This is a genomic window from Nocardia brasiliensis ATCC 700358 (assembly GCF_000250675.2).
In the GTDB taxonomy this organism is placed as follows: Bacteria; Actinomycetota; Actinomycetes; order Mycobacteriales; family Mycobacteriaceae; genus Nocardia; species Nocardia brasiliensis_B.
Genome location: NC_018681.1, coordinates 6,125,280 through 6,142,607, shown reverse-complemented (window position 1 = coordinate 6,142,607; position 17,328 = coordinate 6,125,280). Strand labels below are relative to the sequence as shown.

Genomic DNA, 17,328 nt, shown 5'->3' with positions numbered 1-17,328 from the left:
GAACAGGCGTCGGCGATGATCTTGAAAGTGATTCGCCGCCCCGTCCGTACGGGGATACGCACGTTTGGGAAATGGGAGGGAATCATGAAGAACATCTCTGTCGCACTGGGTTTCGTCGTGCTGGCGGCCACGGGCATCGCGCTCGGATCCGGCACGGCACAGGCCGCGCCGCAGAGTCAGGTCTATCCGGGGCTGACGTCGAGTGAATGCCGGAAGCTCACCGACGACGCGCGCCGCGCCGGCGCGACCAGCGCCATCTGCTTCCCGGACAAGGGCGACAAGCAGAAGGCAGTGATCACCTACCGCTAGTGACCAGCTGGGGCGGAATCTGCGAAATAGATTCCGCCCCAGTGGTTTTCAGCTCACTTTCGGCGGCGGACGGGCTTGGCGCCCGGTTTCGGGGCGGTCGCCGCGCGGGTCGCCGCGACGAGTTTCGCCTCGGCGGCCGCTTCGGCGTCGAGCTTGCGGTAGACGAGGTGCTGCTGGGCGAGGGTCCACGCGTTGTTGGTGACGAAGTAGAGCAGGATCGCGACCGGCAGCAGCGCGCCGCCGACGAGCGCCGCGGCGGGGAACGCCCACAGCGACAGCGGGCGCATGAACGCGAACTGGGCGGGGGTCTCCTGCCGCCCGAGGGAGGCGCGCGCGGTGAAGTGGGTGGCGACCGCCGCGATCAGCATGAGCGGGATGGCGACCGCGGCCACCGTTGCCAGCGGGTCGCCGGCACCGATGACGGTCCGGGAAAGGGGGGCGCCGAACAGATCGGCGTGCAGGAAGGACCGCACGTCGGCCGCGCTGAAGACGTAGTTGGGGGTGGTGGCGTTCTGCTCCGGGCTCATCGGCGTCTTGATGGCCTGGAACGGGAGATGGCCGAGGTTGGCCGTGCGATCGAAGGATCGTAGGACATGGAACAGGCCGAGAAAAACGAATAGCTGCACGATGATCGGAATCAAGGTGGCGAAGGTTTTGACGCCGTTGTCTTTATAGAGTTTCTGGAGTTCGGTGGCCTGCCGCGTCCGATCGGATGCGTATTTTTGTTTCAAGCTCGCGACCTTGGGTTGCAATTTTTTCACAATGGCTTGGTTGCGTGCTTGCTCGAGAAAAGGGATGAAAAGGGCAGCACGCAATGTGAGGACGAGAAATATCACGGCGAGAACCCAGGACAGGCCGCTGGCGGGTCCGAATACGAAGCCGAAGGCGCTGTGCCAGAACCAGAGAATGGCCGACACCGGGTAGTAGATGAAGTCGAGCATGAGAGCACCTGACTGTGGGCGTGCGAGCGCGCACGAGAACGGAAGGGATGCGGCGACAACGCCGACGCCCGTCCACCACAGGGGGGACCGGCGTCAGGCGAGCGCGCAGCCTGGTGCTCGTGGGCGCGGACGCCCGGGTGTATCAGGATTGCTCTGGCGCAGGAAAGAACCACGTCGGCGGCGTTGCGCGGACGGGGGCGGGCCGGAGTCGAGAACCGCGACCGGCAGCACGACCGCCGGATGCAGCGTGGCGAAGGCGACGATCAGCGAGGCCGCGACGACACCGACCACGGCGACCGATCCGGGCTCACCCGCCGGAATCGCCAGCAACGTGAGCACGGGCAGCACGAGTGCGACAACCGCACACGTCAATACCCGCACCCGCGTGATCATGCCTAGAGAATACGTGGTGTGCCGCCGTCTCGGCGCGGCGTGCGCGCCGAGACGACGGTCACCACTGCTCAGAGCGCGATATCCCACTCCACGTCGCGGCTCAGCATCGACGGCGGCAGCCCGAAGGTCCGCCGGCAGGTGCGGGTGAGCTGGGCGCAGTCGGCGAAGCCCGCGGCATCGGCGGCGGCCGCCACATCGTCACCGGCCATCACCCGGGTCATCGAGATGTAGAGCCGCAGCCAGAGGATGTAGCGGCGCAACGGAATCCCGACCTGCTCGGTGAACAGGTGGGTCAGCCGAGTCGCCGAAATGCCCAGCTGGCGCGCCACATCCGAGCCGCGCACCGAACCGTCACGAACCAGTTCGGGCAGCAGTTGCAGCGCCGCGGTGACCACGCCCTGCGGACCGTCCGAACAGGTCCCGTTGTCCGGCAAGAGATCCGCGAGCACGTCGCGGACGTGACCCGCGAGCAGGCCGTGCGCCGGATCGACCCCGAGCGCGTGCACCCAGCCGTGCAGATGCGCCCGCCGGTCGGCCGCGGCGCCCGCGGTGGTTTCTGGATCGAGATAGACCGCGATGCCGTGCACCGCGCCCTCCGCGACCCGGTGCGGTGCGTCGGTGGGCACGATGATGTGCGTGCCCTGCCTGCGCACCCCGCTGCCGTCGACGACGACGATCGGGGTGCAGGCGGCGACGATCTGCACGGCGTGATGGGCGTGCAGTTCGGTGGGCCAGATCTCGCCTTCGAAGGCCAGGATTCCCGGCCGCAGTAGTGCGGTGCCCGTCCAGGGGTGCTCGTCGGTGGTTTCGGCGTCCGCTGACGTCGAGAAGTCGTTGGTGACCAGAGCCTTCATCGTCGGATGCTCCCGGCTGACACGAACAGTTCCTCGGTGGATCCTGTGCTGAGACTAACGGGTTCGGCTCCCCGGCCGTCGTGCTTTGTCGATCGCAGGGGGCCGGACCATGCCATGGTTCCGATCTGCGCCCGGCCCATCGCCGCGGCCGCCGTTTCTGCGGCGTGCGACGGGTGCGCGCAGGTCGGGTACCGCCCGGTCATACCCGGACCGAGATCGCCGCGGACAACGTGGCGGCGACCCGATCGAGGAACTCGCCGAGCAGCGGTCCCGCGGTGGGCGTCACCGGGAAACGGGTGCGCAGCGCGAGCCCGTCGTCGGTGCGGGTGAACCACATCTGCACGTCGTCCAGCGGCGCGCTGCGGCTGAACTGGGCCGGATTGCGCGGCACCGTGCGGGTGGTGTCGCTGCGCGAGCCGCCGGGCAGCCGCCGATAGTCGGTGTAGGAGACGCTGAACAGGTCCTTCCTGGTCCGTCGCAGGTCGGTGCCCATGGCCGCGAGGAACTGGGTGGCGGGCACCTGGGCGAGCCGCTGACCGGTGCGGATCGCCTGGTCGGCGCCCTGCGCGGTGGCGCAGAAGTCGTGCGCCACCGGCACATGCGCCGGCGCGTTGGACACCAGCCAGCCGAAGGTGTTGTGGTGGCGCGGTTCTCGCCGGGTGTGCACCGGGAACACCAGATCGGTGCCCGCGCGCCCGCCGAGTTCGGCGGCGGCCAGCGCCACCGCCGCGAGCAGGGCCGCGAACATCGAATAGCCGTCCGCGCGCGACTTGCGGTGCAGCGCATCGGTGGCCATCGCGCCGAGCAGCAGCCGGCTGTCGCTGCCGAACGGCGCCAGCGTGCCCGCGGGCACGCCCAGATCGAGCGGGAAGTGCGGCAGATCGTTGCCCGCGGCATGCAGGAAATCGCGCCAGGCCCGGATGAGCGGGCCCGTGCCCGCGGCGGGGACCGCGGCCTCCCTGGTGGCGTAGGACAGGAAGCTGCCCGGCTCGGGGAGCCGGTCGGCGGCCACGGCGGCGCCGTCGGGTCCGTCCTCGAGCGCGGCCCGATACAGCACGTCCAGTTCGGTCACCGCGATGGTGATCGACCAGGCGTCGCAGACCGCGTGATCGAAACCGCAGACCACGGTGGAGGTTTCGGGCCTGCTGATGGCGCCGAGGAAGTACGGCGCGAAACTGAACGGCGCGCAGGCCTGGTCGAGTCGAGTGCCGAGGACGGTGCGCAGGTCGTCGGTGCTCGAGGTTTCGACGGCAGGCCGGGGGACGAGCCGGATATCGGTGTCCACCACCACATGCACCGTGGGCGGGTTGCCCTCGGCGGGTGGTTCGAAGCTGCAGTGCAGCGCGTCGTGGCGGGGCAGCCACACCGAGAACGCGGTCTGCAGGGCGGATTCGTCGATCGGGCCCGCCACGTCGAAGGTGGCGGCCAGCCAGGTCGTCGGTCCGCCCGAGGACAGGTGGATGGTCTGGTTGGACGAAGCGGGTGTCGCGTCCGGCGTGGGGCCGGGTTCGGCGAGCGCGGTCCACTCGAGCAGGGTGCCCGGTGGTGCGCTCAGGTGTTCGAGAAAGAGCAACTGCATCAGGACCTCGCGAAATCCGGGGCGGCCGCCACGTATTCGCCGGTGGTGGCGATGGCGCGCAAAGCGGTGCGAATCGAGTCGAGATAGGCCGCCGCGGCGGCCGCGGCGGTCGGGGTGTCGGGGAACATCATGCTGACGTGCAGGCGGTCCAGTTCCCGGCTGAACCACATCGGCGAGGTCTGACCCATCCGGGCGCGCGAGCCGAGCCCGTTGATCCCGGACACGTTGGGCAGCGCGTTCTCCAGTGCCGCACCGGAAATCGCGCGGACGTCCATGTAGGACACCCACGGCCATTCGGTGGTCACCGGCAGCGGCGCGCCGGTGAGTTCGGCGGCCCGCTGCAAGGCGGCGTGGATCGGCACGTTCGCCAGGGGTTTCACCCAGTCCAGCGCGACCCCCGCGCGGCCGACGAGATCGGTGAAGCTGTCGGTCGGATCGAGGTCGAACGAGATCGGCAGCAGGTTGATGAACCAGCCCTGGGCGAGCTGATACTGCGGTTCCTGCCGGGTGCCGACCACGTTGAGCCCGAGATAGTGCGTGCGCCCGGCGAATTGGAGTTCGGCCAGCGCGATCGCGGCGAACAGGCCCGCGGAGAACGAGCCGCCCGCCGCCTTGCACGCGTCCGAGAACGCCTCGCACTGCGCGGCATCGAGCAGATCGACCTTGGTGCCGCGGCTGTCGGCCAGCTCGCCCGGCGCCAAGCCCAGGTCGATGGGCAGCGGCCGCACGTTGTCGGCGTTCTCGGCCAGCACCGTGGCGAGCCGGTCGAGTTCCGGCGGGCGCGCGGCCACCGCGGCCCGCTCGGCCCTGGCGAATTCGACATAACTGCCGACCGGCAGCAGCACCGGATCCTGACCGGTCGCGTACGCCGTGTACAGCGCGTTCAGTTCGAAGATCGCGGTAACCAGCGAGAGACCGTCGCTGAACGCGTGATCGGTGTTGTAGACCAGGGTGAAACCGTCGGCGCCGTGGTCGATGGCGCCGCAGAGGAACGCGGGCCATTTGGTCGGTTCCGCGCTCTCGTGGAACTTCTCGACCAGCAGGTCGCGCAGTTCCTCACCCGAGTCGAACGTGCCGACCGTCGTGGTCTCGAGCTCGACCGCGGCGGGATCGAGCAGGTACCGGGTGAGTTCGAACCGGCCCTCGGTCTCGTCCAGGGCGAACCACGAGCGCAGGCTCTCGTGGCGCTGCAGGAAGGTGGTGAACGCACGGCGCAGCGCGTCCGCGTCCAACGGGGTGGCGACGGTGAAGCACAGCGACAGTTCCGAGGCCAGCGGATCGTCGGTATGCCGGCGCGCGGCCCAGCGGCGGATGTGCGACTCCTGCACGTAGGTCGGCGGTGCGTCGGAGGGCGCGGTCGCCGCGGTGGCGGCCTTGCTCGCCGCGGTGGTGGTGAACTCCAGCAGGACCCCCGGTTTCGGCAACCAGTCTTCGGTGAGGGTCATCTCCATGACAGCGGCGCTCCTTCGATCGGGCGGATTCGAGCATCTCCGTAGCGGGTGAATTCGGCCAGCAGATCGCGCATGCGCAGCACGTGCCGGTGGATGTCGCGGGTGGCCTTGCTGGTGCCGGGGTAACGCATGTTCAGCGTCACGCCGGTGGGCGTGCGGACGAACCAGAAGAAGAACTCCTCCGGGGACACGTTGCGGCTGCGCAGCCAGCGGGTGCCGGTGTCGACCCAGGTGTCCGCGGCGTGCGCCGAACGAACGTCCATGTAGGACACCATGAAAGAGATGCGCGGCCGCTCGCCGAGCAGTTCGCAGACCCGGGCGAACGGGACCGTCGCCGCGCTGCGGGTGCGCCGCAGTTCCTCCCCGGCCGGGGTGATCAGCTCGGCGAGATTGCGGGCGGGGCCGCAATCCAGTTGGAACGGCGCGAGTCCGACGAACCAGCCGAGGGTGTCGGCCCACTGCGGTTCGGAGCGGGTGTGCAGCGGGATCACCGTGCGGAAGTCACGGCCCGCGCCGAGTTCGGTGGTCGTCACCGCGAACGCGGCGAGCAGCGCGGCGAACAAACCCTGGCCCTGCTGTCTGGCGACGGCCGAGGCGGCGTCGGCCGCGTCGGCGTCGAGCACCTCGACCGAGAGATTGCGCTGCGGCACCCGCCGCGGCGGCGCCTCGGCGGGGCCGGTGAGCTGGATCGGCGCGGCCGCGACCTTGCTGAGAGTGCCGCAGGGCAGCGAGTTCTCGGTGTGATCGGGGAAGAATGTCCGCCAGGTCGCCACCGCCGGGGTGTCGGCGGTGGCGTCGGCCGCGCGGACGCGTTCGTCCTGGCAGAAGTCGACATAGCTGCCGGTGTCCGGCAGGCGGGCCGGTTTCCCCGCGCGCACGGCCTGATAGAGCGCGTGCAGCTCGCCGCCGGTGGAGACGGTGGAGTAGCCGTCCATGATCGAGTGATCGGCCGCGAACACGACGGTGAAGCCGTCGCGGTTCGCGATCGTCACGCAGACGTAGGCGGGCCAGCGCAGCGGTGAGGTTCCGTCGTCGAGCAGCCCGTTGACCAGCCGATAGGTGGCCATCGTCGAGGCGGGCGCGCCCGCGTCGACCGGCTGCACCCGGATTCCGCCGGGCGGCAGCGTGTATCGGGCAGGCCGGCCGCCCTCGATGGTGACGTGCGAACGCAGCCCTTCGTGCCGGTCGATCCAGGCGTCGAAGGCCGTGCGCCAGGCCTGCGGGTCGAGCGGTCCGTCGATCCGGAACGCGTGCCCGAGCCAGTAATGTCGGCGATCTCGTATTCGACTGTGCTCCACCGCGTCCCGGAGGTGGTGCTCGTGGTTATAGGAGACGGCCCGCGTATCTCGTGGCCAGTCGGCCCAGTGCGAAGTGGCCGTCGGGAGCCACTCGATCACCCGGCCGCTCGGCAACGGATAGTCGGCCAGTTCGATGAATTCCATGACACACCTTCAGCTGCCCATCGGCAATCCCCGTGCGCGGTAGGGAATTACCGATCCGAATAGTGACAAGAATTTCGGCCTGCATCCGAGAACTTTGTCCGAACGGTCCCGGGACGTCATCGTCGGACCGGGACGAGACAAACTGTAGAAGAAATTCCCGGCGAATGTGTCGGTGAGGTGAGTCACCGGTATTTGCCGGAGGTTGCCGGACAACGGTGTTGCGGGCCACGCAACCGCGAGCGGCAGCGCCGCAGCCTGCGGATATATGAAATACTTAATGTTCAGATAGCTGAGAGATAGCGTGACAATGTGTCTCAAACCACCTGGAATTCATCCTAGGTTTTCGCGATTTTTACAGGTGGAGGGTCTGAAGGTGGGCTAAACGTGACCTGCGGCATACCTGGGCCGGTCTTGGCCGCCCCAGGTATGCCGGGTGGTCAGCCGGTGAACGCCGACGCCGGTGCCAGCGGAACTATGAGGCTGGACGGTCGTACGGCGTCCCGGTGGATCTGCTGGGACGAGCCGAGCAGCCGGGGCAGGTCGGTCGGGATCGGCATGGTGGACGGGAACGTGCCGCTCGTGATGCGCACACGCAGCGCGTGACCGGGTTCCAGGCGATAGAAGGTCGGGCGGATCTTGATCGCCAACTCGGTCACCTCGCCCGGCGTGAGCAATTGCTCGGCATCCTTACGCACCACGTGTTCCGGGGCGTAGATGGTGCCATCCGTTGCGCGCCAAGTCTTTTCATCGTTCAGGGTGCGCTGGCTGGCCAGCTGGGAGCCGCCGGTGATGTTCACCGCCGTGCCGTCGGGGGCGACGTCGTCGAGCCAGACCTGGAAGGCGGCGTCGTTGCTCGTCGAGGACGCGTACAGCTCGACGCTGCTCGGTCCGGCGAGCACCGTCGGTTCGGTCACCGGATCCATCGTGTAGCGCAGGCCCGCGGTCGGCTCCTGTACCCACTCTGTGCAGGGGTTGTAGGCGTTGAACAGCCGGAACAGGAAATCGAACAGGCCGGCGCTGTACTGGCCGAGGCTCTGCCGGTTGCAGATCGTGTCGATGCCGGTGTAGTCCAGCCGATCCGAGGCGTCGGCGGCCGCGGGCGGCTGCGCCACCAGGCGGTTGCCGTCGAAATAGCGCCGCTCGATCGCGGCCTGTTCGAACGGATAACGCGCGGTGGCCACCGCCATATTGTTCGGGTCGATCACATGTAATGGCGTGTCGGTTTTGTCTATTCCGTTCGGAATGTCCTTGAGCCACCGGTCGAACCACGCGACGGTGATCATGTCGGTATCCAGCCGGGAGCCGGGGCCGAAGCCCAGACCGACGTGATACCAGGGGCCCATCAAGAGCTGAAACCGGCCGTCGGTGGCCTGGCCCGGCGCCATCGGCGCGAACTGATCCTTGCCCGCGGCGATGTTCTGCAGCTGGGAGTAGTTGCGCCACGGCCCTTCCTGGTACAGATCCCAGAGGCCGCCGACCTGGTACATCGCGATGTCATTGTCCACCACCCGGCGCAGCTCGGTTTCGAAGCGCCGATCCTGCCACCACTGGCCGTCATAGGCGAGCGGGCCGCCCGCATACGCCTCGAGCAGCAGTTTGATGGTGCTGTCGGAAGAGACCACGGCTTGCAGATGATCCACCAGCGACTGGATGAACTGCTGCGGCGACACCACGGCGGTCATGAACGGGCCGATCAAGCTGAGATAGGGCACCAGCACCGAGATCGCGGTCAGCAGGATCGGGCTCATCATGCCGTCGTGGCCGAGCACCTCGTTGAAGATGTTGTTGGGCATGGCCATCGGCACGATCGCCTTCAACGGCGAACCGGGCGAAACGGATTCGGCGGTCCGCAGCGCCGAGAGGGCGGGGAACGAGTACCCGTACATGCCGACCTTGCCGTTGGAGCCCGGCAGTTTCGCGGCCCAGTCGACCAGCTGCGCGCCGTCCACACCGTCCTGCTGCGAGGCCGGATTCCACGCGCCGGTCGACCCGCCGGTGCCGCGCACGTCCGCGATGACCTCGATGTACCCGCGGCGCACCAGCATGTCCTGGGCGCTGGTGCCCTGGTTGATGATGCGCCGGGCGTCCTTCAGCTGATCGGGCAGCGGAATGTGGAAGGTGTCGATCACGCTGGTGACCGCGGCGGTGAGCGCGCTCGTCACCGCGCCGTAGGTGGTGAAGTTGACGACGACCGGGAATTCGCCCGCGGCGCGCTGCCCCGTCGCGGGGTCGGTCGGGTAGCGCACCTCGGTCTGCAATCGGGTGCCGTCGGCGAGCGGCACGATATGTCCCAATTCATAAGCGACGCCGTAGCGTTCGGGCGTCGGCTGGTAGCCGGCGGGCAGGCCGAAATCGGCGGGTGCGTTCGGGACCGGGCCCGAGGCGGGGACCGCGTGCGCGGCGGGGGTGAACTGGATGATCAGTCCGACGGCGGTGCACGCGGCGGCGACCGTCACGGTGCGGCGGGAGACCCGCGTCCGGGAAGCAATTCTCAACTACCTGAACCTTTGCTGGGCGGTGGTCGAGGTCAAACGGCCTGCTACCCGTCCATCGGCTGGTGCGCGGATCGAGTGCGGAGAACAGCGGCGGCCGCGTCCCGGATTGTGTCCAGGCGAGTCGGCGCCACGCCTGACCTCATCGTCGGTACCCAGCACAACGCATAGGCGGGGTACCGCAACACTGGCAATTCGCAAGAGCGGGCGAACAGTCTTTGGAAAAGTGCCTAAAAGGTCGGGTGCGAGCGGGTTACGGAGCGAACGCGGCGGACTCCAGCCGCCGGGCCAGCCGCGCGGCGGACAGCGTCATCGCGTCGGCGGGACGGTGCGGGTCGAGGCCGGTCAGCTCGTGCACCCGGGAAAGCCGGTAGGTCACCGTATTCCGGTGCACGTTGAGCTGACGGGCCGTCGCCAGCTGGTTGAAGCCGCTGTCGACGAACACCTCCAGCGTCTCGGCCAGCATCGGCTGCGCGTCCAGCGGCGCCAGTACCGCGGCCAGGCCGGGACGCGCGGCATCGCTCACCGCGACGGTGTATTCGAACTGCAGATTCTGTCTGCGGCACAGGATTTCGCGCTTCGTCAGGCACCGGCCCAGTTCCGCGAGCACCCTGGCCTCGGCGTACATCGCGGGGATGGCGTCCTTGCTGCGGGCGGCGCCGACGCCGACCCAGTACGGCGGCGGCTCGGTGGGCTCCTGCACTGGCAGTCGTGCGGTGAGCCCGCCGAGGGTCGCCGAACCGTCGTCACCCGGTTGCAGAGGGATCAGCGCGGTCCAGCCGCCGGCGTCCAGGCGCAGGAACACGCCTGGGATCGCCTCGACCCGGTGCCGCAGCGCCGACGCGGGGCCGCCGCGGGTGCCGCACAGGCGGAACACCGCGACGAGGAACGCGTCGGCCACCGGGATCACCGGATCGTTGGCCCATTCCACCGGATCGCGGCCGGTGAGCAGCGCGTCGGCGATGCCGCGCCGGCGTTCCATCAGTTCCCAGCGGGGGTCGTGCACCCGCTGGGTGGCCGCGCCGGCGATCCGCGAGGTGACCAGCGTGACGTACTTCAACAGCACCAGCGACGCGTCCAGCAGCAGTTCGCGCTCCGGCGGACTCGCCGAGGCGCGCAACCGTTCCCAGATGAACGCCGCGCCGAGCCGGTAGCGCTCCAGCACCTCGGGCAGTGGGGTGCCGTCGCGCAACCGGTCCATCGCGAGTTCGACGAGTTCCCGGGTGTCCTCGTCGGTGGGTTCTTCGCCGCGGCGCAGGTATTCGAAGAACAGGTCGACGTTGAGCTTGGTGCCCCGGGCGAAGTCCGTCTCGACCAGCGACTGGGGCAACCGCTCGTAGGGCGGGATCGACGCGTAGAACCCGTCGAGCATCGACGCGGTGCGTCGATGGAGGTCGTCGAACACCCGTGTCCGCGATGGCATCATGCTGGTCTTCTTCCCGGACTAGGTCGAGTACAGGGCCTCGATCGTATCTGTGTAACCGCTGGAAATCGGCTTGCGCTTGAGTTTGCCGGTGGCCGTCAGATAGTCACTGCCGTTCTCCCACACCTCGGGGAGCACGATGTACTTCTTGATCTGTTCCACCCGGGAGAGTTTGCTGTTCGCCGCCGCGATGCCCTCCTCGATCGCGGTGAGGATCACCGGGTCCTTCGCCAGCTCCGCGACCGTGGTCCCAGTCAGGTTGTGCCGCTGGGCGTAGGCGGCGGCCAGGTCGGGGTCGAGCAGCAGCAGCGCGGTGTTGAACGGACGCTGCTCGCCGATCACGACGACCGTGGACACCAGCGAACAGTTGTCGGTGACGGTGTTCTCGATGTTGGCCGGGGACATGTTCTTGCCCGCCGCGTTGATGATGAGTTCTTTCTTGCGGTCGATGATCGACAGGTAGCCGTCGCTGTCGATGGTGCCGATATCGCCGGTGTGCAGCCAGCCGTCGGCGTCGATCGTCTCCGCGGTCTTGGCCGGGTCGTTGCGGTAGCCGCGCATCACCATCTTCCCGCGGATCAGTACCTCGCCGTCCGCGGCGAGCATGATCTCCGCGCCGGGCAGCACGGTGCCCACGGTGCCGATCTTGATCCGCTCCGGCGGGTTCAGCGTGGCGCCGGCCGTGCACTCGCTCATGCCGTAGCCCTCGCACAGCGGCAGGCCCAGGCCGAGGAAGAACTCGTGCACCTCCGGCGGGATCGCGACCGATCCGGTGACCGCGACGCGCACCTTGTCCAGGCCGAGCCGGGCCCGAATCGGCGCGAGCACAAGGCGATCCGCGAGACCGAGCTGCACCCGGTCGAGCGCGCCCAGGGTGCGGCCGTCGGACACGGCGCGGGCCTGCTTGCGGCCGATGTCGATCGCCCAGCGCACCAGCCTGCGCTTGACCGGAGGTTCCGCGGCGAACCTTTCCTCCAGTGCGCCTTTGACTTTCACCCAGACCCGGGGCACGCCGAGGAACACGCTCGGATGCACCTCGCCGAGCGCGGCGGCGACCTGCTTGAAATCGGGCACCGTGGTGATCTGCGCGCCGGTGAGCATGGTGAGGTAGTGCGCGAACCAGCGGTTCGCGGCATGCGCGTCGGGCAGGTAGGAGATCACCCGGTCCTCGGCGGTGCCGCCGCCGAATTGGTCGAGCACCCTGGCGTTCTCGATGAAGTTGGTGTGCGTGAGCTCCACGCCCTTCGGTGGCCCCGTGGTGCCGGAGGTGTAGACGATGGTGAGCAGATCCTCGGGCCGCACCTTGCGCCAGGTGTCGTCGAAATCGAAGCCGTCGGCCGTGCGCTGCTCGACCTCGGCGAGCGAGAGGGCGCCCTCGGGCGCCTCGTCCACGCTGATCACGTGCTGGACGTGGATGCCCTTCTCGGCAGCCTTGGCCACCGCCTCCAGGATCTTCGGGGCGAACTGCTGCTCGCAGATGACGACCTTGGCGCCCGAGTTGTCGAACTGGTAGGTCAGCAGGTCGATCGGGTTGGTGTTGTAGACCGAGAACGGGGTCGCGCCGGTGTGCAGCACGGCCGTGTCGCAGAGGTGGAACTCCGGGCGGTTGGTCAGCATGATCGCGACCGTGTCGCCGGGCGCGACGCCCAGCGCGGCGAGCCCGGTGGCGATGGCGCGGACCCGCTCGCCGTATTCACGCCACGTGATCGAGACGGCACCGCCGAAGGTGCGCAGCGCGACCGCGTCGGAGTATTTGGCGACATTCGCCTGGAATGCCGCACACAGCGTGTCCGGGCGGCCGGTGACCGCCGGGACTGTCGTTGAAACCAAGACCTAACCTCTGCTACCGAAGGGCTGAGGCCCGCGCCGCTCGTTCGGGGAGACGGAGATGACCTCATCGTCACTATTAAGCACAACGCATGAGTGAGCGTCTTCGCTAGCGGCAAACGCGCAGAGTGTGACGCGCAGCCTTGTGCACTTGACCAAATTTCTTCCTCACTGGCAGAGCGGCCACGAGCCGGGATGGTCGACCGGCAGGCTCGGCGCCGCCAGGGCGGTCTCGGTGGCGGGGGAGAAGCAGTTCGCTCCGGCGCTGCCGAGCCGTCCGCCGCCGAAATCGATGACCGATCCGGGGCCGAGGGTCCCGGTGCTCTGGGTCAGGACCACATCTCCGCTGAAGCGCGAGCGCTCGACCTTGCCGGTGAGTTCGGCCAGGTCACCGACGGTGTGCACGTGCAGATCGGCGACGGCCGCGTCGGTCACCGTGGTGTCGGCGATCTCGAACTTCATGGTCGCCTCGGCCGGCGCGGGACCGCTGGGCGAGTAGGCGTACACGCCGATGCCGTCGGCGCTGCACTGGCTGAGCCGCGCGTTGCGCAGCGTGAGCGCGGTGGTGTTGTCCCGGCCGAAACTGGCCGAGAACAGACAGCTGCCGAGGTTGCCCGGCACCACCGGATTCAGCGCCGCGGCCAGGAAGCTGGAGCGGGCGGCGGTGAGCCCGTCGATGGTCATCACGTGGCGCGCGCCTTCGGCGCTCAGATTGAGATTCTCGACGATATCGCCTGGCACGTCGATGAATTCGCTGTTGGTCAAGCTCACTTCGCTGTCCGGGGTGCCGTTGCTGGTGACGAATTCGATGCCGTTGGCCGAGAAGTGGCCGCCGCCGTGCCGATAGCTGTTGCGGTCGATGTTGATTCGCATGCGGGCGCGGTCGGCGGCATTGACGAACAGCCCCTCGCTGTCGGCGGCGGCGTTGAGCGGGTCGTGCTCGGGCACCGCGATATCGCGCTGGGTGTTGCCGCGCAAAGCGGCGGTGAGCGAGGAGGTTCCGGTGCTCTGCAGGCCGACGGCCAGCACCGAGAGCTTCGCCAGGCCCTGATTGATCCGTTCGGTCAGATTGCCGGTGAGGGTGGCCGACACCTGCGCCGTGCCGGTGGTGCGGACGTCGATGCCGTCACCGCACGGAGTGTCGTGCACGGTGTTGCCCTCGATGGTGAGCGTGCTCGGGCCCGCGTCGGGGTCGACCATGATGGCGGCCCAGCCGTTGTTGAGCGCCACCACATTCGGTGCGACCGGCAGCGACGTGCCGAACGGCACGCCCAGCATCGGCGGGAACGGCTGCACTATGAAACCGTCGTGACAGGCCCGGTTGGTCGCGGTGACAGTGTTGCCACTCAGGGTGGCGTTTCCGACGTTGCGACCGTAGATCCCGCCGCGCTGGGCCGCGGTGACCGTGAGATCGCGGACCTCGGTGTCCGGGGCCAGCCGGATCGCGTCCCCGTCCAGCGCGCCGGTCGTATTGGCCACCGCGGCAATGCTTCCCGGTGCCCGGCCGCCGATCAGGTGCTGGCCGCGTTTGAGCGCGAGACCGCCGTCGAGCGGCGCCGTCCCGAGCGGTGCGGGCAGCACGACGATGGAGTCGCCCTCGCCGGAGGCTTGCTGCACGGCCGCCAAACTGTTGAAAGGCGCTGCCTCGGTGCCGCTTCCGCCGGCCGCGGCGGTCGCGCTCACGTACCAGGTCCGGTCTTGGTCGGCGGCCGCCCGCGTGGGCACCGCGGCGAAGGTGAGCAGGCAGCAGCAGGTGCCGATCGCGGCGAGCTGCGGCGAGGTGAGTTTCATGGGACCTTCCGGATCGATCTGGTCGATCCAGCCCACCCGATGTCCGGCGCGCGGGGTATCGGCAGAATGCCGAACCTGACGGCGCTTCTTTGTGCCTTTGCCCGGTCCGGTCAATGTGCCGCCGCGGCCTCCAGCGGATACGGCGGATCGCCGATGCCGACGATGCGCAGGTTGCCCCAGGGGTCGCGCTCCTGCAATCGGCCCGCGGTCGGGTAGCGGCCGGGGAGTGCGAGGAACACCTCGGCGCGCCCGGGATCGGGGAGTTCGTCGCCCGCCGTCGCGGTGATCCGGCCGTACCAGTGATACCGGCCGTCGATCGGGTCGGCGTGCCCGCTGAGCGCGACCGTCACCGGTAGCAGCGCGCCGGGCGCGTCCAGCATCGCCGGACCCGAATACTCGTAGGCCGGTTCCCGATCCGCGGCCACGGTGAGGTCGTAGTGGCCGGGATCCGGATGTCGCATGGCCCGCCAGTAGGACACGCTGGAGCCGGGCCACGCGGCACGGTTGATCCCGTGCTCGTCCAGATACCAGCTCTGGCAGCCGCCCGAATTCCACACTGTCCCGGCGAGTTTCGCTTGGGTGCGGCGATTGAACTCGTGCTGGGTCGCCGAACGCACCTCGATCCGGGTGCCGGCGGTCTTGCGCAGCAGTTCGACGCACTGGCGGATGTAGCGTGCCTGCGCCTCGATCATGAAGATGATCGACTGGTGCCCGCCACCGGAATTGGGGCCGACGATGAGGAACAGGTTCGGGAATCCGTGCACCGCGACGCCGAGGAAGCCTTCCATACCGTTGCGCCACGCGTGCGGCAATGTGAGTCCGTTCGTGCCGACGATGTGCTGGTCGGCGAACCGGTCGGAGATCTTGAAACCGGTGCCGTAGACGATGGCGTCGAACGGTTCCTCGGCCCCGTCGACGGTGGCGATGCCGGACTCGGTGAGCCGGGCGATCGGCGTGGTCTGCAACGTGACGTTCTCCCGCTGCAACGCGGGATAGTAGTTGTTGGACACCAGGATTCGTTTGCAGCCGAGACGATAGTCCGGGGTGAGCCGGAGGCGCAGTTCGGGGTCGCGCACCTGTCTGCGCAGGTGGCCGCGCGCGACCGACTCCACCCGGCGCATCAGCTCCGGATTCATGAACGCGGGGATCATCGACTCGTAGCCCCAGTAGATCGCCCATCGGTAGAGCCGTTGCGCGCCCGGTAGATACCGGAACGCGCCGTGCTCCAGCGCGGACAGCGGCCGGTCGGGCTTCGGCACGATCCAGTGCGGGGTGCGCTGGAAGACCGTCACCTGCGCGGCGTCCTTCGCGATCTGCGGCACGAACTGCACGGCACTCGCCCCGGTGCCGATCACCGCGATCCGCTTACCGCGGACGTCGAAGTCGTGATCCCACTGCGCGGAGTGAAAGCTCTTGCCGCGGAACTCTTCCCGACCGGGAAAGGCCGGAATCGAGGGCTCGTGCAGCGGACCGGGCGCCATCACGACCAAGCGTGGACGGAATCGGCGTCCGTCCGCGAGCCCGACGGTCCAGCGGTCCTCGGCATCGTCGAAATCGAGTGTCACCACCTCCGCGTGGAACCGCAGATGGGGGCGCAGGTCGTACTTGTCCACGGTGTCGCGCAGATAGTCGAGGATCTCGGGCTGGCGCGCGAACATGCGCGTCCAGCGCTGATTCTGCTCGAAGGAGTACGAGTACATCAGCGACATGACATCGCAGCCCGCACCCGGATACGTGTTCTCCCGCCAGGTTCCGCCGATATCACCGGCCTTCTCCAGCACGACGAAATCGTCGATGCCCGCCCGGCGCAACTCGATGGCCATGCCGAGGCCGCCGAAACCCGCACCGACGATGACGATATCGGGTTCGGGGTTCATCCGAGCAACCCCCGCTGCCGCCAGATCCACTCGCCGACCGGGCCGATGAGTCCTTGTTTCTGCAGGAACGCACCGAGATTCGCGGCACCGATGCCGAGGGCCCGCTTGGCGTCGGGGTTGCTCGCCGCGATCCGGCGGGCTGTCCGGCCGTCGAGGCCGGCGCGGTCGTACATGTGCCGGTTGGTCAGCAGGTAGACGAACAGCGGGGCCGCGACCGCGACACACAGCCGGGTGTAGGCGAGTTCGGCCCGCGACATGGTCGGCACCCGCCTGGCCAGCGCGTCCCTGGCGAAACCGATATGGCGCGCCTCCTCGGTGACGTGGATGCGCATCGCGCGAGACACCAAGGGCTGCAACTCCGGATCGTCGAGCGTGCGGCGCTGGATGGCATCGAAGATCTCCTCGCCGACCAGCGCGCCCACCCAGGTCATGGAGCCGCGCAAGAAGAGCGGCAGCACCCCGATGGCCATCCGGCCCGCCCGGCGCGGCCAGTACGGCCGGGCCTCGATGCGATCGATCAGCTTGCCGAACATCATCATGTGCCGGCACTCGTCGCCCATTTCGACGAGCGTGTAGTGCGAGTGCCTGGTGGTCGGGTCGTCGGCCATCAACTCGCGCAACAGCAGCCGGTTGAGCAGGTTCTCGAACCAGATCCCGACGGAGAGCACGTTCGCGAGTTCCTGGCGGGACAGCTCGCGGCGCTGTTGCGGGGTCATCGATTCCCACAGCGCGGTGCCGTACAGCGAGACCACCTCGGCGGGCAGGAAGAGTTTGTCCGGATCCAGGGGCGCGTCCCAGTCCAGGTCGATCACCGGGTCGTAGGACTTCTTGACCGATCCGGTCAGCAAGCGCTGCGCGAAGGACTCCTGGGGGATCAGTGCGGCGTCGTTGCCCATGACTGCTCCAACATTGTCGATTTAACCGATACAAACTGTTACATACAGGTTAG

General features: G+C 68.2%; 13 protein-coding genes. 1 reads left to right on the top strand and 12 read right to left on the bottom strand.

Features of this window, described 5'->3' with window-relative positions; all coding sequences use genetic code 11:
* Positions 1-84 precede the first annotated feature (84 nt).
* Positions 85-309 (top strand): hypothetical protein, encoded by a 225-nt coding sequence (locus O3I_RS27035; protein WP_014986183.1) that lies wholly within the window; start codon positions 85-87, stop codon positions 307-309.
* A 53-nt stretch (positions 310-362) separates the two neighbouring features.
* On the opposite strand, the gene yidC is transcribed toward O3I_RS27035, so the two are convergent.
* The 12 genes from yidC to O3I_RS26975 form a co-directional block, all read right to left on the bottom strand.
* Complete coding sequence (yidC, locus tag O3I_RS27030; RefSeq protein ID WP_014986182.1) at positions 363-1,250, bottom strand: membrane protein insertase YidC; 888 nt, start codon at positions 1,248-1,250, stop codon at positions 363-365.
* Between the two features lie 93 nt (positions 1,251-1,343).
* Positions 1,344-1,643, bottom strand: a complete 300-nt coding sequence (locus O3I_RS27025) for a DUF6412 domain-containing protein (RefSeq protein ID WP_014986181.1) — start codon at positions 1,641-1,643, stop codon at positions 1,344-1,346.
* A gap of 68 nt (positions 1,644-1,711) precedes the next feature.
* The gene (locus O3I_RS27020; RefSeq protein ID WP_014986180.1) at positions 1,712-2,497 is read right to left on the bottom strand and encodes a helix-turn-helix domain-containing protein; all 786 of its coding nucleotides are present in this window, start codon (positions 2,495-2,497) and stop codon (positions 1,712-1,714) included.
* 199 nt (positions 2,498-2,696) lie between these two features.
* Entirely contained in the window at positions 2,697-4,076 is a 1,380-nt protein-coding gene (locus tag O3I_RS27015) for a condensation domain-containing protein (protein WP_014986179.1), read from the bottom strand.
* Entirely contained in the window at positions 4,076-5,527 is a 1,452-nt protein-coding gene (locus tag O3I_RS27010; RefSeq protein ID WP_014986178.1) for a condensation domain-containing protein, read from the bottom strand. The genes O3I_RS27015 and O3I_RS27010 overlap by 1 nt, the downstream gene beginning before the upstream one ends.
* Positions 5,518-6,969 carry a condensation domain-containing protein gene (locus O3I_RS27005; protein WP_014986177.1) on the bottom strand — a complete coding sequence of 484 codons (1,452 nt, stop codon included), beginning with the start codon at positions 6,967-6,969 and terminating at the stop codon, positions 5,518-5,520. The genes O3I_RS27010 and O3I_RS27005 overlap by 10 nt, the downstream gene beginning before the upstream one ends.
* Positions 6,970-7,406: 437 nt before the next feature.
* Positions 7,407-9,464 (bottom strand): CocE/NonD family hydrolase, encoded by a 2,058-nt coding sequence (locus tag O3I_RS27000; RefSeq protein ID WP_081594157.1) that lies wholly within the window; start codon positions 9,462-9,464, stop codon positions 7,407-7,409.
* Between the two features lie 250 nt (positions 9,465-9,714).
* Positions 9,715-10,887, bottom strand: a complete 1,173-nt coding sequence (locus O3I_RS26995) for a PucR family transcriptional regulator (protein WP_014986175.1) — start codon at positions 10,885-10,887, stop codon at positions 9,715-9,717.
* A gap of 18 nt (positions 10,888-10,905) precedes the next feature.
* On the bottom strand, positions 10,906-12,714 hold the full coding sequence (locus O3I_RS26990; RefSeq protein ID WP_014986174.1) for an AMP-dependent synthetase/ligase: 1,809 nt from the start codon (positions 12,712-12,714) through the stop codon (positions 10,906-10,908).
* 165 nt (positions 12,715-12,879) lie between these two features.
* Positions 12,880-14,502 carry a hypothetical protein gene (locus O3I_RS26985; protein ID WP_141691997.1) on the bottom strand — a complete coding sequence of 541 codons (1,623 nt, stop codon included), beginning with the start codon at positions 14,500-14,502 and terminating at the stop codon, positions 12,880-12,882.
* A gap of 110 nt (positions 14,503-14,612) precedes the next feature.
* The gene (locus tag O3I_RS26980; RefSeq protein WP_014986172.1) at positions 14,613-16,379 is read right to left on the bottom strand and encodes a DUF4873 domain-containing protein; all 1,767 of its coding nucleotides are present in this window, start codon (positions 16,377-16,379) and stop codon (positions 14,613-14,615) included.
* Positions 16,376-17,275: an AurF N-oxygenase family protein gene (locus O3I_RS26975; RefSeq protein ID WP_014986171.1), complete on the bottom strand. Its 900-nt coding sequence runs from the start codon at positions 17,273-17,275 to the stop codon at positions 16,376-16,378. The genes O3I_RS26980 and O3I_RS26975 overlap by 4 nt, the downstream gene beginning before the upstream one ends.
* Positions 17,276-17,328 lie beyond the last annotated feature (53 nt).

Excerpts from the sequence above, each read along its gene's own strand:
- O3I_RS27035 (WP_014986183.1), top strand. The coding sequence starts at position 85 with ATGAAGAACATCTCTGTCGCACTGGGTTTCGTCGTGCTGGCGGCCACG.
- yidC (WP_014986182.1), bottom strand. The coding sequence starts at position 1,250 with ATGCTCGACTTCATCTACTACCCGGTGTCGGCCATTCTCTGGTTCTGG.
- O3I_RS27025 (WP_014986181.1), bottom strand. The coding sequence starts at position 1,643 with ATGATCACGCGGGTGCGGGTATTGACGTGTGCGGTTGTCGCACTCGTG.
- O3I_RS27020 (WP_014986180.1), bottom strand. The coding sequence starts at position 2,497 with ATGAAGGCTCTGGTCACCAACGACTTCTCGACGTCAGCGGACGCCGAA.
- O3I_RS27015 (WP_014986179.1), bottom strand. The coding sequence starts at position 4,076 with ATGCAGTTGCTCTTTCTCGAACACCTGAGCGCACCACCGGGCACCCTG.
- O3I_RS27010 (WP_014986178.1), bottom strand. The coding sequence starts at position 5,527 with ATGGAGATGACCCTCACCGAAGACTGGTTGCCGAAACCGGGGGTCCTG.
- O3I_RS27005 (WP_014986177.1), bottom strand. The coding sequence starts at position 6,969 with ATGGAATTCATCGAACTGGCCGACTATCCGTTGCCGAGCGGCCGGGTG.
- O3I_RS26995 (WP_014986175.1), bottom strand. The coding sequence starts at position 10,887 with ATGATGCCATCGCGGACACGGGTGTTCGACGACCTCCATCGACGCACC.
- O3I_RS26985 (WP_141691997.1), bottom strand. The coding sequence starts at position 14,502 with ATGAAACTCACCTCGCCGCAGCTCGCCGCGATCGGCACCTGCTGCTGC.
- O3I_RS26980 (WP_014986172.1), bottom strand. The coding sequence starts at position 16,379 with ATGAACCCCGAACCCGATATCGTCATCGTCGGTGCGGGTTTCGGCGGC.
- O3I_RS26975 (WP_014986171.1), bottom strand. The coding sequence starts at position 17,275 with ATGGGCAACGACGCCGCACTGATCCCCCAGGAGTCCTTCGCGCAGCGC.